The sequence below is a fragment of the Pantoea sp. M_10 genome (genome assembly GCF_008631515.1).
Classification (GTDB): Bacteria; Pseudomonadota; Gammaproteobacteria; order Enterobacterales; family Enterobacteriaceae; genus Pantoea; species Pantoea anthophila.
Genome location: NZ_VWUL01000001.1, coordinates 1,227,464 through 1,246,904 on the forward strand (window position 1 = coordinate 1,227,464; position 19,441 = coordinate 1,246,904).

Consider the following 19,441-nt stretch of genomic DNA (forward strand, 5'->3'; position numbering starts at 1 on the left):
AGAAGGGCCTTTTATATATCCTGTCGCGACCCGCTTTACCGATCCCAGTAGGACTCTTCCAGGCTGTCCTCGCGTTCCGGCAGTCCGCGGGTTAAACGCGGCGAATGCTGGTTCAGCACCTGATAGCTGACACGGTTGGCGTACTTACACACCTGCGCCAGCGACGAGTAGGTCAGATAAGGACGCGCATGTTTACTGGAGTTGGGCACGTTCAGACTGTGATAGGTGTTGGCGGTAATATCATGCAGTAACGCCGCCAGCGCCCCATCCCCCGCGCCGTTGGTGTTCATGATCTTCTCCGGGCCGCCCATATAAGGCGCGATGTGCGAGAAGACACGCAGCGGCTGCTGGCAATCCTGCTGGCGCATCACCCGGCTGAACTCATACTGATTGAACTCCGCAATCGCGCCAGGCAGCAGCGGATGGTTGGTTTTGCGTTTGAACTCTTCCTCGGTGTACCCCGCCATATAGAGCCCGATTGGGCCAGCGGTACAGAGCACCAGATCCACCCACTCCAGCGCCATATCCGCGGCGAGCAGCGGATCGGACTCTCCGGTCAGTGCCAGCGCTTCCTCTTCATTCATCGCCACGATGCTGACATGGTCACGCAGGAAGTCACGCCAGAACTGAGGGTTGTCGCCAATCACATGTTTAGTGCCCAGCGTCAGCACCACCGGCACATGATGGCGTTTGGCATACTCAATCGCGCGCAGCGTCGCCTGCGGCATCGGCTCACCCTCGGCACAGCGCACCAGATAGGAGGTGAGAACCAGCGCCGAGGCCCCGGCAATTACGTCTTCCGGCACACTATCCGGATGAAGCTGATTCATCTGACCGGGGCTGATAGCAAAGGTGCGCTCGCCATGCTCGCCAATCAGCGTGAAGCAGCGGCCGATCGCGCCATCCACCCCCTGAAGGAAGTTGAGATCTACCCGGCTTGAGGTGTTGCAGAGGTAGCGATAGGCGTAGCCGCCAATCTGGATGTTGTTACACATCACGCCCAGCAGGACCGAGCGATCATCGGCCAGCACCGAAAAGTTATGCAGCGTGTTACCGATGGTGCCACCGGCAAACTGATGGGTGATGAGCCCGTCACGCATCAGCTCGCTATACAGCGCTTCCGCGACATCATTGTCGATGACCAGTGAGTGCCCGGCACTCAGGCCGTATCGTGACAGAAAAGCGTCATCGACTTTTGCTTCGATATCCACCAGCGTCTGGTCGATACCCACCACCCAGCTGCCCGCATCAACGTCGGTCTGAGTCGGCTGTAACAGGGGATCGCGTGCGCTGACGGGAAAGTAGTGTTTAGATTTGCGTTTGCCGGGAAATTTCATCGGGAGTGCCGTCTGGAAAAACAGGCGGAGAATGATATCACACTCTCCGCCTCTGCTTTAACGACGTGCGTTGACCAGTTGCACCATCATGTCGATGTGCGCGTCATCGGCGTTCAGTGCGGGAATGTACTCAAACTTTTCGCCGCCGGCGTGCATGAAGATTTCGCAGTTTTCACCACTGATCTCCTCCAGCGTCTCCAGGCAGTCTGACGAGAAGCCCGGGCTCATCACCTGAACATGTTTAATCCCCTTCGCAGGCAGGCTTTCCATCGTTTTGTCGGTGTAGGGCATCAGCCAGGGCTCACGGCCAAAACGCGACTGGAAGGTCATCATGTACTGATCCTCACGCAGGCCGAGCGCTTTCACCAGGGCCGCTGTGGTATCCGCGCAGCGCTGCGGATAGTCATCACCTTCGTTGGCAAAGCGCTGCGGAATGCCGTGGAAGGATAACACCAGCAGATCGGGCTGGCCGTGCCGCGCAAAGGATTGCTCGACAGAGGCTTTCAGCGCGGCGATATAGGCCGGATGCTCGGCGTAGTCGCGGATAAACTGCACCTCAGGCAATGAGCGATACGCTCTGAAGACGCTGGTCAGGCCATCCCACACCGCCGCCACGGTGGAGCAGGAGAATTGCGGATAGAGCGGCAGCACAATCAGGCGGGTCACGCCCTGCGCCATCAGCTTATCCACGGCGCTTTTCAGGCTGGGATTGCCGTAGCTCATACCCAGTTCAACCGGCATATCGACGCGGGCCGCCAGGGCGTCGCGCTGACGCTGGCTATAGACCAGCAACGGCGATCCCCCTTCCATCCAGACCGAAGCGTAGAGCTTCGATACACGCGGTGAGCGAAACGGCAGAATGACGGCATTGAGAACCGGCCACCAGAGCCAGCGCGGCGCATCGACCACGCGAGGATCGCTTAAAAACTGTTTCAGATAACGTTTAACAGCAGGTGTGGTAGGGGCGTCTGGCGTACCTAAATTAACCAGTAACACGCCGGGCTTATCTTGCCTCATTGGAGTTCCTTGATAACAACGGGGATGCGTGAAAACAGGGAAATTGTAGCGGAATTAGTGGGAGGTAAAAGCAATTACTGCAAAAGGGGCCGGTAATCCCGGCCCCGGTGAGCTTAGCCCAGAATCTTAGCCAGCTCAGCACTCACTTCGGACACCTTACGGGTGCCATCGATTTTGTGATAGGCGGTGTTGCCCGCTTCCGCTTCTTTGCTGTAGTAAGCAATCAGCGGCGCGGTCATCTCATGGTATTCCACCAGACGCTTACGCACGGTCTCTTCCTGATCGTCTTTGCGCGTGGTGAGCTCTTCACCGGTCACATCATCTTTGCCTTCCACTTTCGGTGGATTGAAGGTGACGTGATAGACGCGGCCTGACGGCGCATGCACGCGACGACCTACGATACGTTCGACGATCAGTTCGTCCGGTACAGCGAACTCCAGCACGTGATCAACGGTGATCCCGGCTTCTTTCATTGCATCCGCCTGAGGAATGGTGCGCGGGAAACCGTCCAGCAGGAAACCGTTTTTGCAATCTTCCTGGGTGATACGCTCTTTAACCAGCGCAATCACCAGCTCATCGGTCACCAGTTTGCCAGCATCCATGATGGCTTTCGCCTGGTTGCCCAACTCGCTGCCTGCTTTCACTGCTGCACGCAACATGTCGCCAGTGGAGATTTGCGGAATGCCGTACTTCTCCATGATGAATTGGGCCTGAGTCCCCTTACCTGCGCCCGGAGCTCCGAGCAGAATAATACGCATTGCGTAAATCCCCTTGCGAATCGCATTGATCTATCTTGAAGGCGAAGAACATACCATTATGACCCGCTCATCACAAGGAAGGGCGCGGATCGCTCAGGGCTACTTTACTGGCTTTATGGCGCGAAACCAGACCCGGCTGGTCTGCCTGACGCTTTTTCAGATTTCATGCCGGTGCCGAGCAAATACTGCAGCCGGCGGCTCAGATAATGGGTCATATTCACGCTTTTTTTACCGCTGCCGCGCACGTTGGCATTCAGCTGCAGCCGCGCCTGCTGCGGCCACTTCACCACGTCATCGGCGTCCGACAGCCTGGCGAACAGCGGTGCCGGGAGCGTAAAGCTGGCAAAGGGCAGACCGGGCTGATGGCTGGAGTTGAGCGACAGCGGCCCTGAAAGTGAAAGCGCATCGACGGTGGCGGCATTGTAAGGCCGCCACTGCGGATCGTTGAGGCGATGCAGCGCCTCGTCGATGGCGGGCAGCGTCAGCCCCTGTTCAAACAGACGCAGTTCACTGCGTACCAGGGTGCTGAAGTCGTGCGTTCTTAGCGCCACCAGCACCAGATCGCCGCAGATCTCCGCATGCCTATCCAGTCGGGTCACAAACAGACGGGCTTCGTCGATCAGTTTGTGATGCAGCACGCTGGCGAAGCTCTCGCTCGCTTCCGTCACGCCGTGGCGCTGGCACTCCCGCAGCGGGCGCACCCGGCCATCCGGTAAATCGACGTGCGGCACCAGCGTGATGTTACCGGCGATCAGGGGGATCGCGGGCAGAACGCTGAGTTCGGTAACCGGATAGTGTGAGGCGTAGCGGGTCTGATTGCGCGTCTGCTCCTGGCGCAGAAACAGCTGAGAGAGCAGCACCTGAGCCACATGCAGTGAGGGGGTAAAGAAGAGGTCAAACTGCTCAAGTTTATAATAACGTGACAGCGCCAGGCGCAACCGATGACGCGCCTCTTCAGACGTTTCAGAGGATAAAGGGCCGTTTGCCATGGCAGTCTCGCTTGAATAATAGTGTGGCGTGAACGCAGGTGAAGCCAGGCGGAATAGCTGTGGAAAATCACAGATAAAAGGATGAGTCAACCCGCCAGAATTTGTCCTGTAGAGTAGGCCAATGCGGCTGGACTTTAAAATGATATAAATTGACAATCCCTGTTAGATTTTTGCACAGGGGATAAGGATGAACGGACTGCCGCCACTGAGAGCGCTTCACTATTTCCACCAGGCAGCCCTGCACAGCAGCTTCAGCGTGGCGGCTGAACATCTGCACGTCACGCACAGTGCCATCAGCCATCAGATTCGCCAGCTGGAGAGCTGGATGGGCAAACCGCTGTTTGTCCGCACCAATGGCCGCGTAAAGCTGACGGCACATGGCGACCGGCTGCTGCTGAGCTGTCAGCAGGCATTCAGTGAATTACGCAGCAGCTGTGAAAATATCCGCACCGGTCTGCTTCAGCAGATTCGCATCTCCTGTGCCCCCAGTTTTTTATCGCAATGGCTGATCCCCCGCATCTCCAGCTTTTATCAGCGCTATCCGGAGATTGAGGTTCACTTTCAGCCGCTGGCTCAGGTTCCTCAACTGCGCAGCGAGCATGTGGATGTGCTGATCCTCAGCCATAGTGAATCACCTGAACCCGATATTGACGCGATGCTGGTGAGCGAGGATGAGATCGGACCGCTCTGCGCCCCGCATTTCGCTTCACAGCTGCGGGTGGGCGAAGATTTATCGGCAATGCCGTTGCTGCATGCGGATACCCGTCTCCACGCCTGGTCAGAGTGGGCCTCAAAGGCAGGGGTCAGTGGCCGCTTCAGCAGCGGTAAGCACTTTGAGACGCTGACGCTGGCTATTCAGGCGGCACGCAGTGGTCTGGGCGTGCTGATGGCGCCGCGTCTGCTGGTTCGGCGGGAGCTGGAGGAGGGATCGCTGATCGCCCCACTCGGCTTTGTCCCGACCGATCGGGCAACATGGATGATGACGAAGCAGAGTCGCCGTGACGACAGCGAGATCACCCTGTTTCGGGACTGGCTGCGGGATGCCGCACAGCCATAAAAAAAGCCGGTGATGATCACCGGCTTGATGTTGTTGACTCTGCTCTGAACTGCCCTGCTCTACTCTGCTCGGCTCTGCTCTGCTGTCAGATCGAGTTAGCACAGGGAACACGGTCAGATCGGAAAGACGCAAAAGCCGTCATCCCTGACACGCTCGACCCGCGCCATCCCTAGCGCGGGACGCTTTCCTCTTCTGACCGTGTCCCCTGCGCAGCGGGTGCAGGCGTTGCGGTCAGAATCATCCTGCTTTGGCTTTATCAGCCGACTGAGACCGGTGAAAATACCGGTCTGAGGGTTTAAGCCGTCAGCAGCTGATTCATGCGACGGATAAACTGGTTTGGATCGTCAAGGGTGCCGCGCTCAGCCAGCAGTGCCTGATCCAGCAGCAGCTCAACCCACTCACCGAAGCGTGCTTCATCCTGAGTATCGGCAACACGTTTCACCAGCGGGTGATCCGGGTTGATTTCGAACAGGTACTTCACTTCCGGTACCTCTTGTCCGGCCGCGGCAAACAGCTTCGCCATCTGCGTGGTCATCTCGTTGGCGTCGGTCGTGACAATGGCGGGTGTGTCGGTCAGACGGTGAGTCAGACGTACTTCTTTCACGCGCTCACCCAGCAGATTTTTCACCCGCTCAACAAACGGCTCCAGCGCTTTTTCCGCCTCTTTCTGCTCTTCGGTCTCTTCATCGGCCAGCTTGCTCAGCGACTCGTCCGCTTTGCTCACTGACTGGAAGGTTTTCCCGTCAAACTCGGTGAGGTAGCTCATCATCCATTCGTCGATGCGATCGGAGAGCAGCAGCACCTCAATGCCTTTTTTGCGGAACAGCTCCAGATGCGGGCTGCTCTTGGCAGCGGCATAGCTGTCAGCAGTGATGTAGTAAATCTTCTCCTGACCTTCCACCATGCGGCTGACGTAATCTTCCAGCGAAACGGTCTGTGCCGCGCCGTCGCTCTGGGTGGTCGCGAAACGCAGCAGCTTCGCGATCGCTTCCTGATTCGCGTGATCTTCTGCCGGGCCCTCTTTCAGCACCAGACCGAACTCTTTCCAGAAGGTCTGATACTTCTCACTGTCATCTTTCGCCAGTTTTTCCAGCATCTGCAGGGTACGTTTGGTCAGCGCACCGCGCAGGCTCTGCGTGACGCGGCTGTCCTGCAGGATCTCACGGGAAACGTTCAGCGGCAGATCGCTGGAGTCAATCAGGCCACGTACAAAGCGCAGGTAGTTCGGCATAAACTGCTCAGCGTCATCCATGATAAAGACGCGCTGCACATAGAGTTTCAGGCCATGCTTCTGATCGCGGTTCCACATATCGAACGGCGCACGCGCCGGAATGTAGAGCAGGCTGGTATATTCCTGCTTACCTTCCACCCGGTTGTGGCTCCACGCGACCGGATCGCTGAAGTCGTGAGCGATGTGCTTGTAGAACTCGTTGTACTCTTCATCGCTGATATCAGATTTGTTGCGGGTCCACAGCGCCTGGGCTTTGTTGATCTTCTCCCAGTGCGTCGTGTCGCTCTCTTCATCTTTGCTTTCGATCTCAACCGGCAGCGCGATGTGATCGGAGTACTTGCTGATGATGTTGCGAACGCGCCAGACATCCAGGAACTCATCTTCGCCTTCGCGCAGATGCAGGGTGATCTCGGTCCCGCGGTCGGCTTTCTCAATCTCCGCCAGGGTATATTCACCCTCGCCTGCTGACTCCCAGAAAACCCCTTCATCGGCTGAGGCGCCCGCGGCACGGGTGCGCACGGTCACTTTATCCGCCACGATAAAGGCGGAGTAGAAGCCCACACCAAACTGACCGATCAGCTGGCTGTCTTTCGCCTGGTCAGAACCCAGGGATTCAAGGAAAGATTTGGTGCCTGATTTGGCGATAGTCCCGAGGTTCTCAATCACCTCATCACGACGCATACCGATACCGTTGTCGCTCAGCGTCAGGGTACGGTTGTCCTTATCAACAGAGAGACGAACGTGCAGCTCGCCATCACCTTCATACAGGCTGGAATCTGACAGGGCGCGGAAGCGCAGTTTGTCGGCCGCATCCGAGGCGTTGGAGATCAGCTCACGCAGGAAAATCTCTTTGTTTGAATAGAGAGAATGGATCATCAGGTGCAGAAGTTGTTTTACTTCCGACTGAAAGCCACGGGTCTCTTGTCCTTTCATGGTCATTGCTACCTCAACAAAACAGGTTGAACAAACGTTGAGGTTGATGTGGGGATGACGGGGGGATTTTCAAGCCGGTGTCTGTCACAACACCGGCAAGTGATTAAAATTTAAACTTCTGGCGACCCGCCAGTGAATGGGAGAGCGTGGTGCCATCGACCATCTCCAGCTCACCGCCCACCGGCACGCCGTGCGCGATTCGGCTGGCGCTGACGCCATACTGGCCACAGAGCTCCGCGATATAGTTCGCGGTCGCCTCACCTTCCACCGTCGGGTTGGTGGCGAGGATCACTTCCTGCAGGGTTTCACTCTCCAGACGCTGCTCCAGACGATCCAGACCGATGTCGGCCGGACCGATCCCGTCGAGCGGCGAGAGATGGCCCATCAGGACAAAGTAGCGACCGCCAAACTGGCCGGTCTGCTCAATGGCGTGGATATCCGCCGGGCTTTCCACCACGCAAATCTGACCATTCTGCTGACGCCGTGGGTTGGCGCAGATCGTGCAGATTTCCTGCTCGGTGAAGGTGCGGCAATCGGCACAGTGACCAATTTCCGACATCGCCCGGGTCAGCGCCTGTGCCAGCCGCATGCCCCCGCTGCGATCGCGCTGCAGCAGCTGAAACGCCATGCGCTGAGCCGACTTCGGCCCCACGCCGGGCAGACAGCGCAGCGACTCCATCAATGATTCAAGCAGTGGGCTGGTTTGCATCAGAATGGCATCTTAAAGCCTGGCGGCAGCTGCATGCCTGAAGAGACAGAAGCCATCTTCTCTTTCTGGGTTTCGTCAATGCGACGTGCGGCATCGTTGAACGCTGCCGCAACCAGATCTTCCAGCATGTCTTTGTCATCTTCCAGCAGGCTGGGATCGATTTCCACGCGACGGCAGTTGTGTGCGCCGTTAATGGTGACTTTTACCAGGCCAGCACCGGACTCACCGGTCACTTCAAGCGCGGCGATCTCTTCCTGAACTTTGGCCATTTTGTCCTGCATCTGCTGGGCCTGTTTCATCAGATTGCCCAATCCGCCTTTACCACCAAACATAGTTTTCTCTCTCAGCTAAGGCTACAACGCTATCGTGACGATAGCAGCAGCGTGTTCAAACAGGTCGGATACTCTCCTCATCCAGATCGGCATCGAAAAATCGCTGTAGCGTCTGGATGTGGGTATCACAGGTGATCGACTGACGCGCCTGCGCCAGTTTCTCTTCGTAAATGGCCTGACGCCACTCCAGTGGCGTCAACACCGATGAATTATCGTCTTCAACTACCGAGAGTTCAACTCTCTGCCCGGCGTGCTGACTCAGCGCCTCGCTTAACACCTGCTGCGCCGACGCTGAATTAAGATGCCGCTGGCTGCTGCGCAGATGCAGGCAGACGCCGCTTTCAGTCACCTCTTTCCACGCGTTTAAGGCCAGCTGCTGAACCAGCTTCGGCAGCGGCAGGAGAGCGATTTCTGCGGCCCAGGGATCGCGCTGCTGCGCCTCTTCCGCCAGACGCGCCGCCAGCTCAGGGGTTTTCTCATGCTCCAGCGCAGAACGCAAGGCCTTTGGCGTCGCCACCGGCTCCGCCACTTCCTCCGTCTGATTTACCGCCTTCCAGCGGTACGCTTCCTCTTTTACCGGCGCGGCAGGCTCGCGATCGCGGATCCGCTGCTGACTGCGCTCGGTAACGGAAGCCAGCCGCTCCAGCGCGGAGTTGGCCGGCCGCGCACCTGGCGCCGCCGGCTCACTCTTTTTTGGTTTGTTCGCTCCCTGACGCAGCAACTGAGTGCGCGCCTGCAGGAGCTGGCTGGTGGAACTCGACAGCGCGCTGTCCGGTGCGGCATCGGGCGGTGACGAACGCGGTGGCTCCGCGTCGGGTGCCGCCATCTGTGGCTGCGCCGCAACTGGCTGCGGCGTTGCGGCTGGCTGCGGCTGTGGCTGTGGCTGTGGCTGTGGCTGTGGCTGTGGCTGTGGCTGCGGCTGTGTCGTCTGCGGCGGTGACGCCATGGCCGGTTGTCGGGCGGCTGTTGCCGCTGATGTCGATCCCGCAGCCGATCGCTGTGCCGGGGCTACTGGCGACATCTGCTCGGTTAATGCGGGACGCGCAATGGGTTCCGCCACGGCGGCTTTCGGATGAAACGCCAGTGCACGCAGCAGCGTCATCTCCACCCCCATGCGGCGGTCGGGCGCAATCGGCAGATCCTTGCGCCCCATCAGCAGGGTCTGATAGTAGAGCTGCAGATCGGCGGGCGGCACCACCCGGGCCAGTTCCCGCAAACGAAGCGCACTGCTCTCGTCATCATCATTGAGTGAGGCGGGCAGCAGTTGCACCATCGCAATCTGATGCAGCAGGCGCAGCATTTCTACCAGCAGCGCCTCCCACTCGACGCCGCGAGACGCCGCCTGACTCAGCAGGTTCATCACCTGCTGACCGTCACCCTCGACCAGCGCCTCCAGCAGCCCCAGCGGCTGCTCATCATCCAGCGTACCAAGCATGACGCTGACCGTGCTGCTGGTCACCGCCCCCTGCCCCATGGCAATGGCCTGGTCAGTGAGGCTCAGCGCATCACGCATACTGCCATCGGCAGCCCGTGCCAGGAGTTGCAGCGCACGGGTTTCACTCTCAATCTGTTCCTGCTTCAGGACATGCTCAAGCTGCTGACGGATTTGATCGACATCCAGCGCCTTGAGGTGAAACTGCAGACAGCGCGAAAGGATGGTCACCGGCAGTTTCTGCGGATCGGTCGTGGCCAGTAAAAACTTAACGTGTGAAGGCGGCTCTTCCAGCGTCTTTAACAGCGCATTGAAGCTGTGACGTGACAGCATGTGCACTTCATCGATCAGATAGACTTTGAAGCGGCCACGCGCCGGGGCGTACTGCACGTTGTCGAGCAGATCGCGGGTGTCTTCAACTTTGGTGCGTGATGCGGCGTCAATCTCGATCAGATCGACAAAGCGGCCCTGCTCGATTTCCCGGCAGTTGTCACACTGACCACAGGGGGTCGCGGTGATACCGGTTTCGCAGTTAAGGCCTTTGGCCAGCAGACGCGCAATGGTGGTTTTACCGACGCCGCGGGTGCCGGAGAAGAGATAAGCATGATGGATGCGTCCCAGAGACAATCCATTCGCCAGCGCGGTCAGAACATGTTCCTGACCGACAACATCAGCAAAAGCCTGGGGACGCCATTTTCGCGCAAGTACCTGATAGCTCATGTGGATTCGACGAAGTTGGATGGAAAGATGAGCGCAGACGCTCTGCAACCCCTGTATAAGATTGCAGTAGTCTATCAGCTACGCTTTTGCCTGGCACTCGTTATCTTGACGCCAGGGGCGTGACGGCCTCGCGCGGGAGCAAGGCCGGAAGAGTGGCTTAGTGGCCGGGGAATTTAACCAGGCTGTAGCTCTCAACGCCCAGGGCAGTCAGACGCGATTCACCGGTCAGGTCGAACAGATTGATGATGAACGCCGCGTCTTTCACTTCACCGCCTGCACGACGAATCAGTTTCACTGTCGCTTCGATCGTGCCGCCGGTCGCCAGCAGGTCATCGACCACCAGCACCACGTCGCCAGGCTGAATGGCATCTTTATGCAGTTCCAGCTGATCGGTGCCGTACTCCAGCTCATAGGCTTCGCTGTAGGTTTCACGAGGCAGTTTGCCCGGCTTTCGCACCGGCACAAAACCGACGCCCAGGCCCAGCGCCACCGGTGCGCCAAACAGGAAACCGCGCGCTTCCGTGCCGACCACTTTGGTGATGCCTTTATTACGGTAACGCTCAACCAGCAGCGCAATCGACGCGGCATAGGCTTTGGGTTCTTCCAGCAGGCTGGTGACATCGCGGAACAGGATGCCTGGCTTAGGATAATCGGGGATGCTTTTGATGCTGTTTTTAATGAATTCAAGCTGCTGCGCAGTGTCGGTCATGATGATACGCCTGGTAAAAAATTCTGTTTCGCGCAGCTTCAAAAGCGCTAATACCTGGTAAAAGGCTCAGCGGAAGTTAATTCACAAAGGGAAGCCACGCACGAAGACGCCCAAATCTAAGCAAATGACCGGCTAATTGCAACTTTATCCGGGTGGCGGCGGTGCGTCCGCTGTTTCTGCCACCACCGGAATCCGCCACATAAACAGCAGCAGTGCGGCCAGCATGATCAGCAGCATGACGCGAACCCAGACCTGGTGCACCAGAAACAGGGAGAGGCTAAAGGTCGCCACGATCAGACAGATGGCACGCACTTTGGCACCCGGCGGCATGGCGCGATGCTGCTGCCAGTGGCGCAGATAGCGGCCAAAAGGCGATTTCCACAGCAGCCAGTGATGAAAGCGCGGCGATGAGCGGGCGAAACACCAGGCTGCCAGCAGCATGAATGGCGTGGTAGGTAATAAAGGTAATACAATGCCCAGCGTTCCCAGCACAATGGCCAGCCAGCCGAGGGTTAATAACAGAATGCGTTGCATAAATGCCGCCCAGCTCTTTCTTCATCTGCTTACGTTAGCACAGTTGAGCGTGCCGCGATGAGCGCGATCGCCATTCAGCAGCGGCTGCAGCAGCTTATTCTCACCCTGCGTGAGACCCTGGCACATCACCCTGACGGCGTCTGCCGTCTGCCACGTTTTGACAGCCAGCTGTTCCACACCAAAGGCACCCGGCTGGCGGATTATCTGCAGGAAGTGGAGCTGAATTTCGCCCGGCTGTGCGACAGCCGCCAGGATCTGGTTCGCAGTCGCTGGCTGGCGGAACGTCTGGTCGATCAGATTGCGGCTCTGCAACGTGAGGTGAGTACCCAGCAGTTGCGTCTGCGACGTGAACAGCCGGTGCAGGGACCCGCCCCGACAAAATATCAGGAGTACCGTGAATTTGAACGGCGTCTGCTGGCGATGATCGATCAGCGTGAGCAGCGTCTGGCCCTGGCGGAAACCCTGATGATTCAGCAGCAGCTGAAGCAGGAGCTGGAAACGTTAGAGGGTCGGCTGGCTCGCTGCCGTCAGGCGATTCACTCGGTGGAGTGGGCGGCCTCACTGCGCGGCAGCGAATAAAACGCAGCGCGACAAAAGCGCTTCTATACTGGGTGTGATTCTGCGCGGAGAAGAACAATGGGCTTATTCACCTGGCTGTTATGCGGGCTGCTGCTGGGGTTGCTGAAACGTCTGCTGCTGCCGGGACGCCCTGGCGGGCTGGTGGCCACCCTGACACTGTCGATGATCGGCGCCCTGATTGGCGGCTATATTGCGACGTACTTTGAACTGGGTTCACTGGCCACGGTGCACATCGGCGCGCTGGGGATGGCCATTGCAGGTGCGCTGCTGATGTTGCTGGTCGTGGCCCGATTACGTATATAGGAGAAGCGATGTCACTGGAAAATGCTCCTGACGACGTCAAACTGGCCGTCGATCTGATTCAGCTGCTGGAAGAGCATCAACTGCCGGTGGAGACGGTGCTCTCAGCGCTGGCCATGGTGCAGCGCGACTTCGAGAACAAACGCGACCGTCAGCCCGATTAATGGCGGGCGGTCAGCGTCGGGCTGAGGCACAGCATATCGATGAAGGCATTTACCAGCGTCGGCGCGTCGGCGGCTAAGTCAAAGCTTTCTGGCGCGAACAACCAGCTTTCCATCATGCCGTTGACATACCCACGCAGAATAATGGCGGCCTGCCGCGTGCTGAGCGTGCCCGGAAGCTGTTCCGCTTCAATACACTGACGCAGGACATCTTCGATTTTGTCATAGCACTCCAGCAACAGGCTCTGCTGCATACTCTTCATCGCCGACATTTCGCCAACAAATTCGCATTTGTGGAAAATGATCTCCATTAAGGCGCGGCGCTGAGGATCCTTTGCTGTCGCTTCAAAGATATAGACCAGCATTGCACGCAACACAGAGAGTGGATCACCAGGGTATTTTGTCTGATACTCAAGTTCCACATCATCCAGACCGGCATCACAACGAAGCCATATTTCATGTAAGAGATCGGCTTTATTTTTGAAGTGCCAGTAGATTGCCCCGCGCGTCACACTGGCAGCGGTTGCAATATCGGCCAGAGACGTGGCTGAGACGCCCTGCTGCGAAAACAGAACAAGGGCGGCATCAAGAATTTGATGCCGCGTTTCAAGTGCTTGCGCTTTGGTTTTTCGTGCCATAGGGGGCTTTTTTTACAAACGGGTAAGTTTACATACATTTGTGAATGTATGTACCATAGCACGACCTGCGACTTGACACAGCAATGGGTTTTTCAGTTTGTGATCCATTGACCAATTGATATCGGACACTAGAGGTTTATTTATGAATAAAATCAGAGGATTATCGCCTCTGGCGGCCGTCCTGATGCTATCAGGCAGCTTTTTGTTAACAGGATGTGACAACAATAAATCCGAACAAGCCGCCCAGCAACCGCCAGAAGTGGGTGTCGTGACCCTGAAAACTGAACCCCTGAAAATTTCGACTGAACTTCCAGGCCGTACCTCAGCCTATCGCGTGGCTGAAGTACGTCCGCAGGTTTCCGGTATCATTCTCAAGCGTAACTTTATTGAAGGCAGTGATATCAAAGCCGGTCAGTCTCTCTATCAGATCGACCCGGCCACCTATCAGGCTGCTTATGACAGCGCGAAAGGCGATTTAACCCAGGCGCAGGCCAACGCCCGCATCGCTCAGCTGACCGTTAAGCGTTACAAGCCACTGCTCGGCACGAAATATATCAGTCAGCAGGATTACGACACGGCGGTTGCCACGGCTGCGCAGAATGACGCAGCGGTCCAGGTGGCAAAAGCTAACGTGGAAACGGCTCGCATTAATCTGGCCTACACCAAAGTCACCTCCCCTATCAGCGGCCGCATCGGCAAATCGTCAGTCACCGAGGGTGCGCTGGTTCAAAGCGCCCAGACCACCGCGCTGGCGACCGTGCAACAGCTTGACCCGATGTATGTCGATGTGACCCAGTCGAGCGAAGATTTCATGCGCTTACGTTCAGAGCTGGAGTCAGGTCAGCTGAAGCAGACCGATGGCAAAGCCAGCGTGACCCTGCTGATGCAGAACGGCAACACTTTTGCGCAGAAGGGAACACTGGAGTTCTCTGACGTCACCGTCGATGAGACCACCGGCTCCATCACCCTGCGTGCCATTGTCCCGAACCCGGACCATACCCTGTTACCGGGCATGTTTGTGCGCGCGCGTCTGGAGGAAGGGACCAATCCGAATGCGTTGCTGGTTCCACAGCAGGCGGTCACCCGCACGCCAACAGGCCAGGCGACGGTCATGGTGGTCGGCGCAGACAACAAAGTTGAATCGCGTCAGGTCACAACCTCACAGGCGATTGGCGACAAATGGTTAGTCACCGACGGCGTTAAAGCGGGTGAACGTGTGATCAGCACAGGTCTGCAGCGAGCCAAGCCGGGCGCACAGGTTACCCCACAAGAAGTCTCAGACGATGCGAAAGCGGCACCCGATTCTAAGCCGCAGTCTGACAAGTCATCGTCATAACAGGAGCCGTTGATTCATGGCTAAGTTCTTTATCGATCGCCCCATCTTTGCGTGGGTGCTCGCCATCATCATCATGCTGGCCGGTGCGCTGTCGATTCTCAAACTCCCGATCGAGCAATATCCCAATGTTGCGCCGCCGGCGATTGAGATTCAGGCCTCTTACCCTGGTGCGGATGCGAAAACGCTGCAGGACACGGTGACCCAGGTCATTGAGCAGAATATGAACGGTATCGATGGACTGATGTATATGTCCTCGAGCAGTGACTCATCCGGTACCCTGACCCTGACCATCTCCTTTGAGTCAGGCACGGATGCAGACATCGCGCAGGTTCAGGTGCAGAACAAACTGCAGCTGGCGATGCCACTGCTGCCGCAGGAAGTTCAGCAACAGGGGATTCAGGTTAAAAAATCCTCCAGCAGCTTCCTGATGGTCGCCGGCTTCATCAGCGACGATGACAATATGACTCAGAATGATATTTCTGATTATATTTCCTCGACCATTAAAGATCCGCTGAGCCGTACCAAAGGTGTCGGTGATACCCAGGTGTTTGGTGCGCAGTATGCGATGCGTATCTGGATGGACCCGCACAAGCTCAATAACTACAACCTGACGCCGGTTGACGTGATCAGCGCGCTGAACACGCAGAACGCCCAGGTTGCCGCCGGTCAGTTAGGCGGGACACCCCCGGTGCCGGGACAGCAGCTTAACGCCTCTATCATTGCGCAGACCCGCCTGACCTCGACCGATGAGTTCGGCAAAATCCTGCTGAAAGTGAATGAGGATGGTTCACAGGTTCGCCTGCGTGACGTGGCAAAAATCGAGCTCGGTGCAGAAAACTACGAGATCATTGCCCGTTATAACGGCCGGCCCGCGTCCGGTATCGGTATCAAACTGGCAACCGGCGCCAACGCCCTGGATACCGCGAATGCGGTGAAAGCGGAACTGGCGAAGATGCAGTCCACCTTCCCGGCCGGAATGAAAGTGGTTTATCCGTATGACACCACCCCATTCGTTAAGATCTCTATTTTCGAAGTGGTGAAAACGCTGGCTGAAGCCATCGTGCTGGTGTTCCTGGTCATGTACCTGTTCCTGCAGAACTTCCGCGCGACGCTGATTCCGACTATCGCCGTGCCGGTGGTGTTGCTCGGCACCTTCGCCATCATCAGCATTTTTGGCTACTCGATAAACACCCTGACGCTGTTCGGGATGGTGCTGGCTATCGGCCTGCTGGTGGATGACGCCATCGTGGTGGTGGAGAACGTTGAGCGCGTGATGCAGGAAGAGGGCTTGCCGCCAAAAGAGGCGACCAGGCGTTCTATGGAGCAGATTCAGGGGGCGCTGGTCGGTATCGCGCTGGTGCTGGCCGCGGTATTTATCCCGATGGCGTTCTTTGGTGGTTCGACCGGTGTGATTTACCGTCAGTTCTCGATCACCATTGTGTCAGCCATGGCGCTGTCGGTGCTGGTTGCCCTGATTCTGACCCCGGCACTCTGCGCCACCATACTGAAGCCGGTGAAAAAAGACGGTCACGGTAAAACGACCGGCTTCTTCGGCTGGTTTAACCGGATGTTCGACAAAAGTACCAATCACTACGTCGACAGCGTTGGCCACATCATTCGCAGCACCGGCCGTTATATGGTGATCTACCTGGTCATCGTGGTCGGCATGGCGTATCTGTTCATGCGTCTGCCCTCTTCATTCTTACCGGAAGAGGACCAGGGGTTACTGCTAGCTCAGGCGCAGCTGCCTGCGGGCGCTACGCAGGAACGCACCCAGAAAGTGCTGGATCAGGTCACCGACTACTTCCTGACGCAGGAGAAAGACACGGTTAAATCGGTGTTTACCGTTAACGGCTTCGGCTTTGCCGGTCGCGGACAGAACACCGGTATTGCTTTCGTCAGCCTCAAGCCGTGGGATGAGCGAACCAGCAGCGACATGAAGGTACCGGCGATTGCCGGGCGTGCGATGAAGGCGCTGGGTGCCATCAAAGATGCGATGGTCATCCCCTTCAACCTGCCAGCCATTATCGAACTGGGTAACGCCACCGGCTTCGACTTTGAGCTGATTGACCAGGCCAACCTGGGCCACGAAAAACTGACCGAAGCGCGTAATCAGCTGTTCGGCATGATTGCCCAGCATCCTGACACCCTGGTGGGTGTGCGTCCTAACGGTCTCGAAGATACGCCGCAGTACAAGCTGATCATCGATCAGGAGAAAGCACAGGCGCTGGGCGTATCGTTAAGCGATATCAACACCACGCTCGCGGCCTCCTGGGGTGGCTCCTACGTCAATGACTTCATCGACCGTGGTCGCGTGAAGAAAGTTTACGTCATGGGTAAAGCGGACTCCCGTATGCTGCCGGACGATATCGGCAAATGGTACGTGCGCAACAGCAACGGAACGATGGTGCCTTTCTCCGCCTTCTCGACGGCGAAGTGGCAGTATGGTTCACCGCGTCTTGAGCGTTACAACGGTCTGCCTGCGATGGAAATCCTGGGTCAGGCTGCGCCAGGTAAGAGCTCCGGTGCCGCCATGGATCTGATGGAGCAGCTGGCGGAGAAACTGCCTGCGGGTATCGGCTATGACTGGACGGGCATGTCTTACCAGGAACGTCTGTCGGGCAACCAGGCGCCTGCGCTCTATGCCATCTCGCTGATTGTGGTCTTCCTGTGTCTCGCCGCCCTGTATGAGAGCTGGTCGATTCCGTTCGCGGTTATGCTGGTGGTTCCGCTGGGGGTTATCGGTGCGCTGATCTTCACCACCCTGCGTGGCCTGAGTAACGACGTCTACTTTGTGGTGGGGTTACTGACAACCATTGGCCTCTCGGCGAAGAACGCCATCCTTATCGTCGAATTTGCTAAAGATTTGATGGATAAAGAGGGCAAAGGCCTGGTGGAATCGTCGCTGGAAGCCTGTCGTATGCGTCTGCGTCCGATCCTGATGACGTCACTGGCGTTTATTCTCGGGGTACTGCCGCTGGCGATCAGTACCGGTGCCGGTTCCGGTTCGCAGAACGCTGTAGGTACCGGCGTTATCGGCGGCATGGTTACCGCGACCGCGCTGGCTATCTTCTTTGTTCCGGTGTTCTTCGTGGTGGTTCGCCGCCGCTTCAGTAAGCACAAAGAGGAACCGCGCAGCGCTGAGCCGGTTGAGCACAACCAGACTCACTAAGCAGTAACACCTCTGAGGCCGCGCAAGCGGCCTTTTTTTTACCCTTCAGTTTCGCCCTCCTCTCCCCCTCGCCTTTCTGCCATCAGCTGACGTTGCATTCCGTTCCGCGGCGGCGCATAATATTGTTATATTATAACATTACATAGGTGTGCATTATGAAAGCAAATATCCATCCTCACTATCGCCCGGTGGTCTTCCATGACACCTCAGCTGACGTTTACTACAAGATCGGCTCGACCATTAAAACCGACCGCACCGTAGAGTTTGAAGGTGAAACGCTGCCCTACGTCACGCTGGATGTGTCGTCGGCTTCACACGTTTTCTACACCGGTAAACAGAAAGATTTCGCTAAAGAGGGCAGCACCGCGCGCTTTAACCAGCGCTTCGGACGCTTCCTGGGTCGTAAATAGAGGAGAGGGTCATGCAGGTATTAAGCTCGCTGCGTTCCGCAAAAAATCGCCATCGGGATTGCAGGGTGGTCCGTCGCAAGGGGCGTATTTACGTCATCTGCAAAACGAATCCGCGCTTTAAAGCCGTACAGGGAAGAAAGAAGAAACGCTAGTGTGTGTCGTGATGACTGGCCGGGCTTGCCCGGCCTTTTTTATGCTTACTGCATGCTCTTCAGCATGGCGTTCACGTTGTGCTTAAAGGCAGCCTGATAGGTCGGTGCCGGACCAGAAGCCGGGGACAACGCTTCCGGATAGAGCTCACCGCCCGGCTCCGCTCCCGTAGCGCTGGCGATCTGTTTAACCAGACGCGGATCGGTCTGGTTCTCAATGAAATAGCGGGTGATGTGCTGCTGTTTCAGCTGAGTGATCAGATCACCGACGTTACTGGCACTCGCTTCCGCTTCGGTAGAGAACCCGACGGGCGCCAGGAACGTCACGCCATAGCGCTGGCCAAAGTAGCCAAAGGCATCATGGCTGGTCAGCACCTTCCGCTTCTCCACAGGAATTTTATCAAACGCCGTCTTTGCCCAGCTATCCAGCGCCTGTAACTGCTGAATGTAATTCTGTCCGCGCTGACGGATCGCCGCAGCATCCTCGGGGTCGGCTTTGACCAGCGCATTCATCACGTTGGTCGCATAGATCACGCCGTTCTGCATGCTGTTCCAGGCGTGCGGATCGGTGATGGTTTTGCCCTCCTCTTCCATGCTGCGTGTGGTGACACCCGCAGAGGCGACTACCGGCTGACCGTGATAACCGGAAGCGCTGACCAGGCGGTCCATCCACCCTTCCAGTCCCAGCCCGCTGACAAAGACCAGATCCGCTTTTGCCAGCGCCTGGCTGTCCTGCGGCGTCGGTTCAAACGTATGGGGATCGCCATTCGGCCCTACCAGACTTTTCACCTTCACATGATCACCTCCCACCTGGCTGACGATGTCTGCCAGCACGGTAAAGCTGGCGACAACGTCTACGGTTTTTGCCATCGCCAGCGGCGTGGCGAACAGCGCAGCGAGCGCCAGACTAACCGGTAATTTTTTCATAGATACCCCTT

20 protein-coding genes and 1 other annotated feature are annotated in these 19,441 nt (G+C 57.3%); of the genes, 8 read left to right on the forward strand and 12 right to left on the reverse strand.

What is annotated here, in order from left to right:
- Nucleotides 1-35: 35 nt before the first annotated feature.
- The 4 genes from F3I47_RS05945 to F3I47_RS05960 form a co-directional block, all read right to left on the reverse strand.
- The gene (locus tag F3I47_RS05945; RefSeq protein ID WP_058956354.1) at nt 36-1,337 is read right to left on the reverse strand and encodes an inosine/guanosine kinase; all 1,302 of its coding nucleotides are present in this window, start codon (nt 1,335-1,337) and stop codon (nt 36-38) included.
- A 57-nt stretch (nt 1,338-1,394) separates the two neighbouring features.
- On the reverse strand, nt 1,395-2,354 hold the full coding sequence (gene hemH, locus F3I47_RS05950) for a ferrochelatase (protein ID WP_058956355.1): 960 nt from the start codon (nt 2,352-2,354) through the stop codon (nt 1,395-1,397).
- Between the two features lie 113 nt (nt 2,355-2,467).
- Nucleotides 2,468-3,112 carry an adenylate kinase gene (gene adk, locus F3I47_RS05955; RefSeq protein ID WP_009091630.1) on the reverse strand — a complete coding sequence of 215 codons (645 nt, stop codon included), beginning with the start codon at nt 3,110-3,112 and terminating at the stop codon, nt 2,468-2,470.
- 113 nt (nt 3,113-3,225) lie between these two features.
- A complete protein-coding gene (locus F3I47_RS05960; RefSeq protein WP_150029372.1) occupies nt 3,226-4,101 on the reverse strand; it encodes a DUF6024 family protein in 876 nt (291 codons plus the stop codon).
- Nucleotides 4,102-4,288: 187 nt separating this feature from the next.
- On the opposite strand from F3I47_RS05960, the gene F3I47_RS05965 reads away from it, so the two are divergent.
- Nucleotides 4,289-5,158 (forward strand): LysR substrate-binding domain-containing protein, encoded by an 870-nt coding sequence (locus F3I47_RS05965; protein WP_009091634.1) that lies wholly within the window; start codon nt 4,289-4,291, stop codon nt 5,156-5,158.
- 295 nt (nt 5,159-5,453) lie between these two features.
- Here the strand turns inward: F3I47_RS05965 and htpG are convergent, their stop codons facing one another.
- The 6 genes from htpG to F3I47_RS05995 form a co-directional block, all read right to left on the reverse strand.
- Nucleotides 5,454-7,328, reverse strand: coding sequence for a molecular chaperone HtpG (gene htpG / locus F3I47_RS05970; protein WP_033736390.1), 1,875 nt, complete (start codon nt 7,326-7,328; stop codon nt 5,454-5,456).
- 97 nt (nt 7,329-7,425) lie between these two features.
- Nucleotides 7,426-8,031, reverse strand: coding sequence for a recombination mediator RecR (gene recR, locus F3I47_RS05975; RefSeq protein WP_046101370.1), 606 nt, complete (start codon nt 8,029-8,031; stop codon nt 7,426-7,428).
- Nucleotides 8,031-8,363, reverse strand: a complete 333-nt coding sequence (locus F3I47_RS05980; RefSeq protein ID WP_009091641.1) for a YbaB/EbfC family nucleoid-associated protein — start codon at nt 8,361-8,363, stop codon at nt 8,031-8,033. The genes recR and F3I47_RS05980 overlap by 1 nt, the downstream gene beginning before the upstream one ends.
- A 55-nt stretch (nt 8,364-8,418) precedes the next feature.
- Complete coding sequence (dnaX, locus tag F3I47_RS05985) at nt 8,419-10,515, reverse strand: DNA polymerase III subunit gamma/tau (RefSeq protein WP_150029371.1); 2,097 nt, start codon at nt 10,513-10,515, stop codon at nt 8,419-8,421.
- Nucleotides 9,016-9,077 (reverse strand) — a sequence feature (DnaX frameshifting element). (Overlaps the previous gene by 62 nt.)
- Before the next feature lie 157 nt (nt 10,516-10,672).
- Entirely contained in the window at nt 10,673-11,224 is a 552-nt protein-coding gene (gene apt, locus F3I47_RS05990; protein WP_150029370.1) for an adenine phosphoribosyltransferase, read from the reverse strand.
- Nucleotides 11,225-11,368: 144 nt separating this feature from the next.
- Nucleotides 11,369-11,758 (reverse strand): DUF454 family protein, encoded by a 390-nt coding sequence (locus tag F3I47_RS05995; protein ID WP_009091649.1) that lies wholly within the window; start codon nt 11,756-11,758, stop codon nt 11,369-11,371.
- Between the two features lie 57 nt (nt 11,759-11,815).
- Here F3I47_RS05995 and priC point away from each other — a divergent pair, with 57 nt between their 5' ends.
- The 3 genes from priC to rsmS are packed head-to-tail and all read left to right on the forward strand — an operon-like array spanning nt 11,816 to nt 12,801.
- Nucleotides 11,816-12,337, forward strand: coding sequence for a primosomal replication protein PriC (gene priC, locus F3I47_RS06000; RefSeq protein WP_150029369.1), 522 nt, complete (start codon nt 11,816-11,818; stop codon nt 12,335-12,337).
- A gap of 57 nt (nt 12,338-12,394) precedes the next feature.
- Nucleotides 12,395-12,640: a GlsB/YeaQ/YmgE family stress response membrane protein gene (locus F3I47_RS06005; protein ID WP_046101367.1), complete on the forward strand. Its 246-nt coding sequence runs from the start codon at nt 12,395-12,397 to the stop codon at nt 12,638-12,640.
- An 8-nt stretch (nt 12,641-12,648) separates the two neighbouring features.
- Nucleotides 12,649-12,801: a pleiotropic regulatory protein RsmS gene (gene rsmS, locus F3I47_RS06010; protein WP_009091656.1), complete on the forward strand. Its 153-nt coding sequence runs from the start codon at nt 12,649-12,651 to the stop codon at nt 12,799-12,801.
- On the opposite strand, the gene acrR is transcribed toward rsmS, so the two are convergent.
- Entirely contained in the window at nt 12,798-13,436 is a 639-nt protein-coding gene (acrR, locus tag F3I47_RS06015; protein WP_009091658.1) for a multidrug efflux transporter transcriptional repressor AcrR, read from the reverse strand. The genes rsmS and acrR overlap by 4 nt on opposite strands.
- A gap of 142 nt (nt 13,437-13,578) precedes the next feature.
- Here acrR and F3I47_RS06020 point away from each other — a divergent pair, with 142 nt between their 5' ends.
- The 4 genes from F3I47_RS06020 (at nt 13,579) to ykgO (ending at nt 18,506) form a co-directional block, all read left to right on the forward strand.
- Nucleotides 13,579-14,772 (forward strand): efflux RND transporter periplasmic adaptor subunit, encoded by a 1,194-nt coding sequence (locus F3I47_RS06020; RefSeq protein WP_009091659.1) that lies wholly within the window; start codon nt 13,579-13,581, stop codon nt 14,770-14,772.
- Between the two features lie 16 nt (nt 14,773-14,788).
- A complete protein-coding gene (locus F3I47_RS06025) occupies nt 14,789-17,944 on the forward strand; it encodes an efflux RND transporter permease subunit (protein WP_150029368.1) in 3,156 nt (1,051 codons plus the stop codon).
- A 155-nt stretch (nt 17,945-18,099) separates the two neighbouring features.
- Nucleotides 18,100-18,354 (forward strand): type B 50S ribosomal protein L31, encoded by a 255-nt coding sequence (locus tag F3I47_RS06030; RefSeq protein WP_009091662.1) that lies wholly within the window; start codon nt 18,100-18,102, stop codon nt 18,352-18,354.
- 11 nt (nt 18,355-18,365) lie between these two features.
- Nucleotides 18,366-18,506 carry a type B 50S ribosomal protein L36 gene (ykgO, locus tag F3I47_RS06035; RefSeq protein ID WP_009091664.1) on the forward strand — a complete coding sequence of 47 codons (141 nt, stop codon included), beginning with the start codon at nt 18,366-18,368 and terminating at the stop codon, nt 18,504-18,506.
- Between the two features lie 45 nt (nt 18,507-18,551).
- Here the strand turns inward: ykgO and F3I47_RS06040 are convergent, their stop codons facing one another.
- A complete protein-coding gene (locus tag F3I47_RS06040; RefSeq protein ID WP_150029367.1) occupies nt 18,552-19,430 on the reverse strand; it encodes a metal ABC transporter substrate-binding protein in 879 nt (292 codons plus the stop codon).
- Between the last annotated feature and the right edge of the window lie 11 nt (nt 19,431-19,441).

Bases quoted from the DNA above. Each gene is read 5' to 3' on its own strand.
- F3I47_RS05945 (WP_058956354.1), bottom strand. From the start codon at position 1,337: ATGAAATTTCCCGGCAAACGCAAATCTAAACACTACTTTCCCGTCAGC.
- hemH (WP_058956355.1), bottom strand. From the start codon at position 2,354: ATGAGGCAAGATAAGCCCGGCGTGTTACTGGTTAATTTAGGTACGCCA.
- adk (WP_009091630.1), bottom strand. From the start codon at position 3,112: ATGCGTATTATTCTGCTCGGAGCTCCGGGCGCAGGTAAGGGGACTCAG.
- F3I47_RS05960 (WP_150029372.1), bottom strand. From the start codon at position 4,101: ATGGCAAACGGCCCTTTATCCTCTGAAACGTCTGAAGAGGCGCGTCAT.
- F3I47_RS05965 (WP_009091634.1), top strand. From the start codon at position 4,289: ATGAACGGACTGCCGCCACTGAGAGCGCTTCACTATTTCCACCAGGCA.
- htpG (WP_033736390.1), bottom strand. From the start codon at position 7,328: ATGACCATGAAAGGACAAGAGACCCGTGGCTTTCAGTCGGAAGTAAAA.
- recR (WP_046101370.1), bottom strand. From the start codon at position 8,031: ATGCAAACCAGCCCACTGCTTGAATCATTGATGGAGTCGCTGCGCTGT.
- F3I47_RS05980 (WP_009091641.1), bottom strand. From the start codon at position 8,363: ATGTTTGGTGGTAAAGGCGGATTGGGCAATCTGATGAAACAGGCCCAG.
- dnaX (WP_150029371.1), bottom strand. From the start codon at position 10,515: ATGAGCTATCAGGTACTTGCGCGAAAATGGCGTCCCCAGGCTTTTGCT.
- apt (WP_150029370.1), bottom strand. From the start codon at position 11,224: ATGACCGACACTGCGCAGCAGCTTGAATTCATTAAAAACAGCATCAAA.
- F3I47_RS05995 (WP_009091649.1), bottom strand. From the start codon at position 11,758: ATGCAACGCATTCTGTTATTAACCCTCGGCTGGCTGGCCATTGTGCTG.
- priC (WP_150029369.1), top strand. From the start codon at position 11,816: ATGAGCGCGATCGCCATTCAGCAGCGGCTGCAGCAGCTTATTCTCACC.
- F3I47_RS06005 (WP_046101367.1), top strand. From the start codon at position 12,395: ATGGGCTTATTCACCTGGCTGTTATGCGGGCTGCTGCTGGGGTTGCTG.
- rsmS (WP_009091656.1), top strand. From the start codon at position 12,649: ATGTCACTGGAAAATGCTCCTGACGACGTCAAACTGGCCGTCGATCTG.
- acrR (WP_009091658.1), bottom strand. From the start codon at position 13,436: ATGGCACGAAAAACCAAAGCGCAAGCACTTGAAACGCGGCATCAAATT.
- F3I47_RS06020 (WP_009091659.1), top strand. From the start codon at position 13,579: ATGAATAAAATCAGAGGATTATCGCCTCTGGCGGCCGTCCTGATGCTA.
- F3I47_RS06025 (WP_150029368.1), top strand. From the start codon at position 14,789: ATGGCTAAGTTCTTTATCGATCGCCCCATCTTTGCGTGGGTGCTCGCC.
- F3I47_RS06030 (WP_009091662.1), top strand. From the start codon at position 18,100: ATGAAAGCAAATATCCATCCTCACTATCGCCCGGTGGTCTTCCATGAC.
- ykgO (WP_009091664.1), top strand. From the start codon at position 18,366: ATGCAGGTATTAAGCTCGCTGCGTTCCGCAAAAAATCGCCATCGGGAT.
- F3I47_RS06040 (WP_150029367.1), bottom strand. From the start codon at position 19,430: ATGAAAAAATTACCGGTTAGTCTGGCGCTCGCTGCGCTGTTCGCCACG.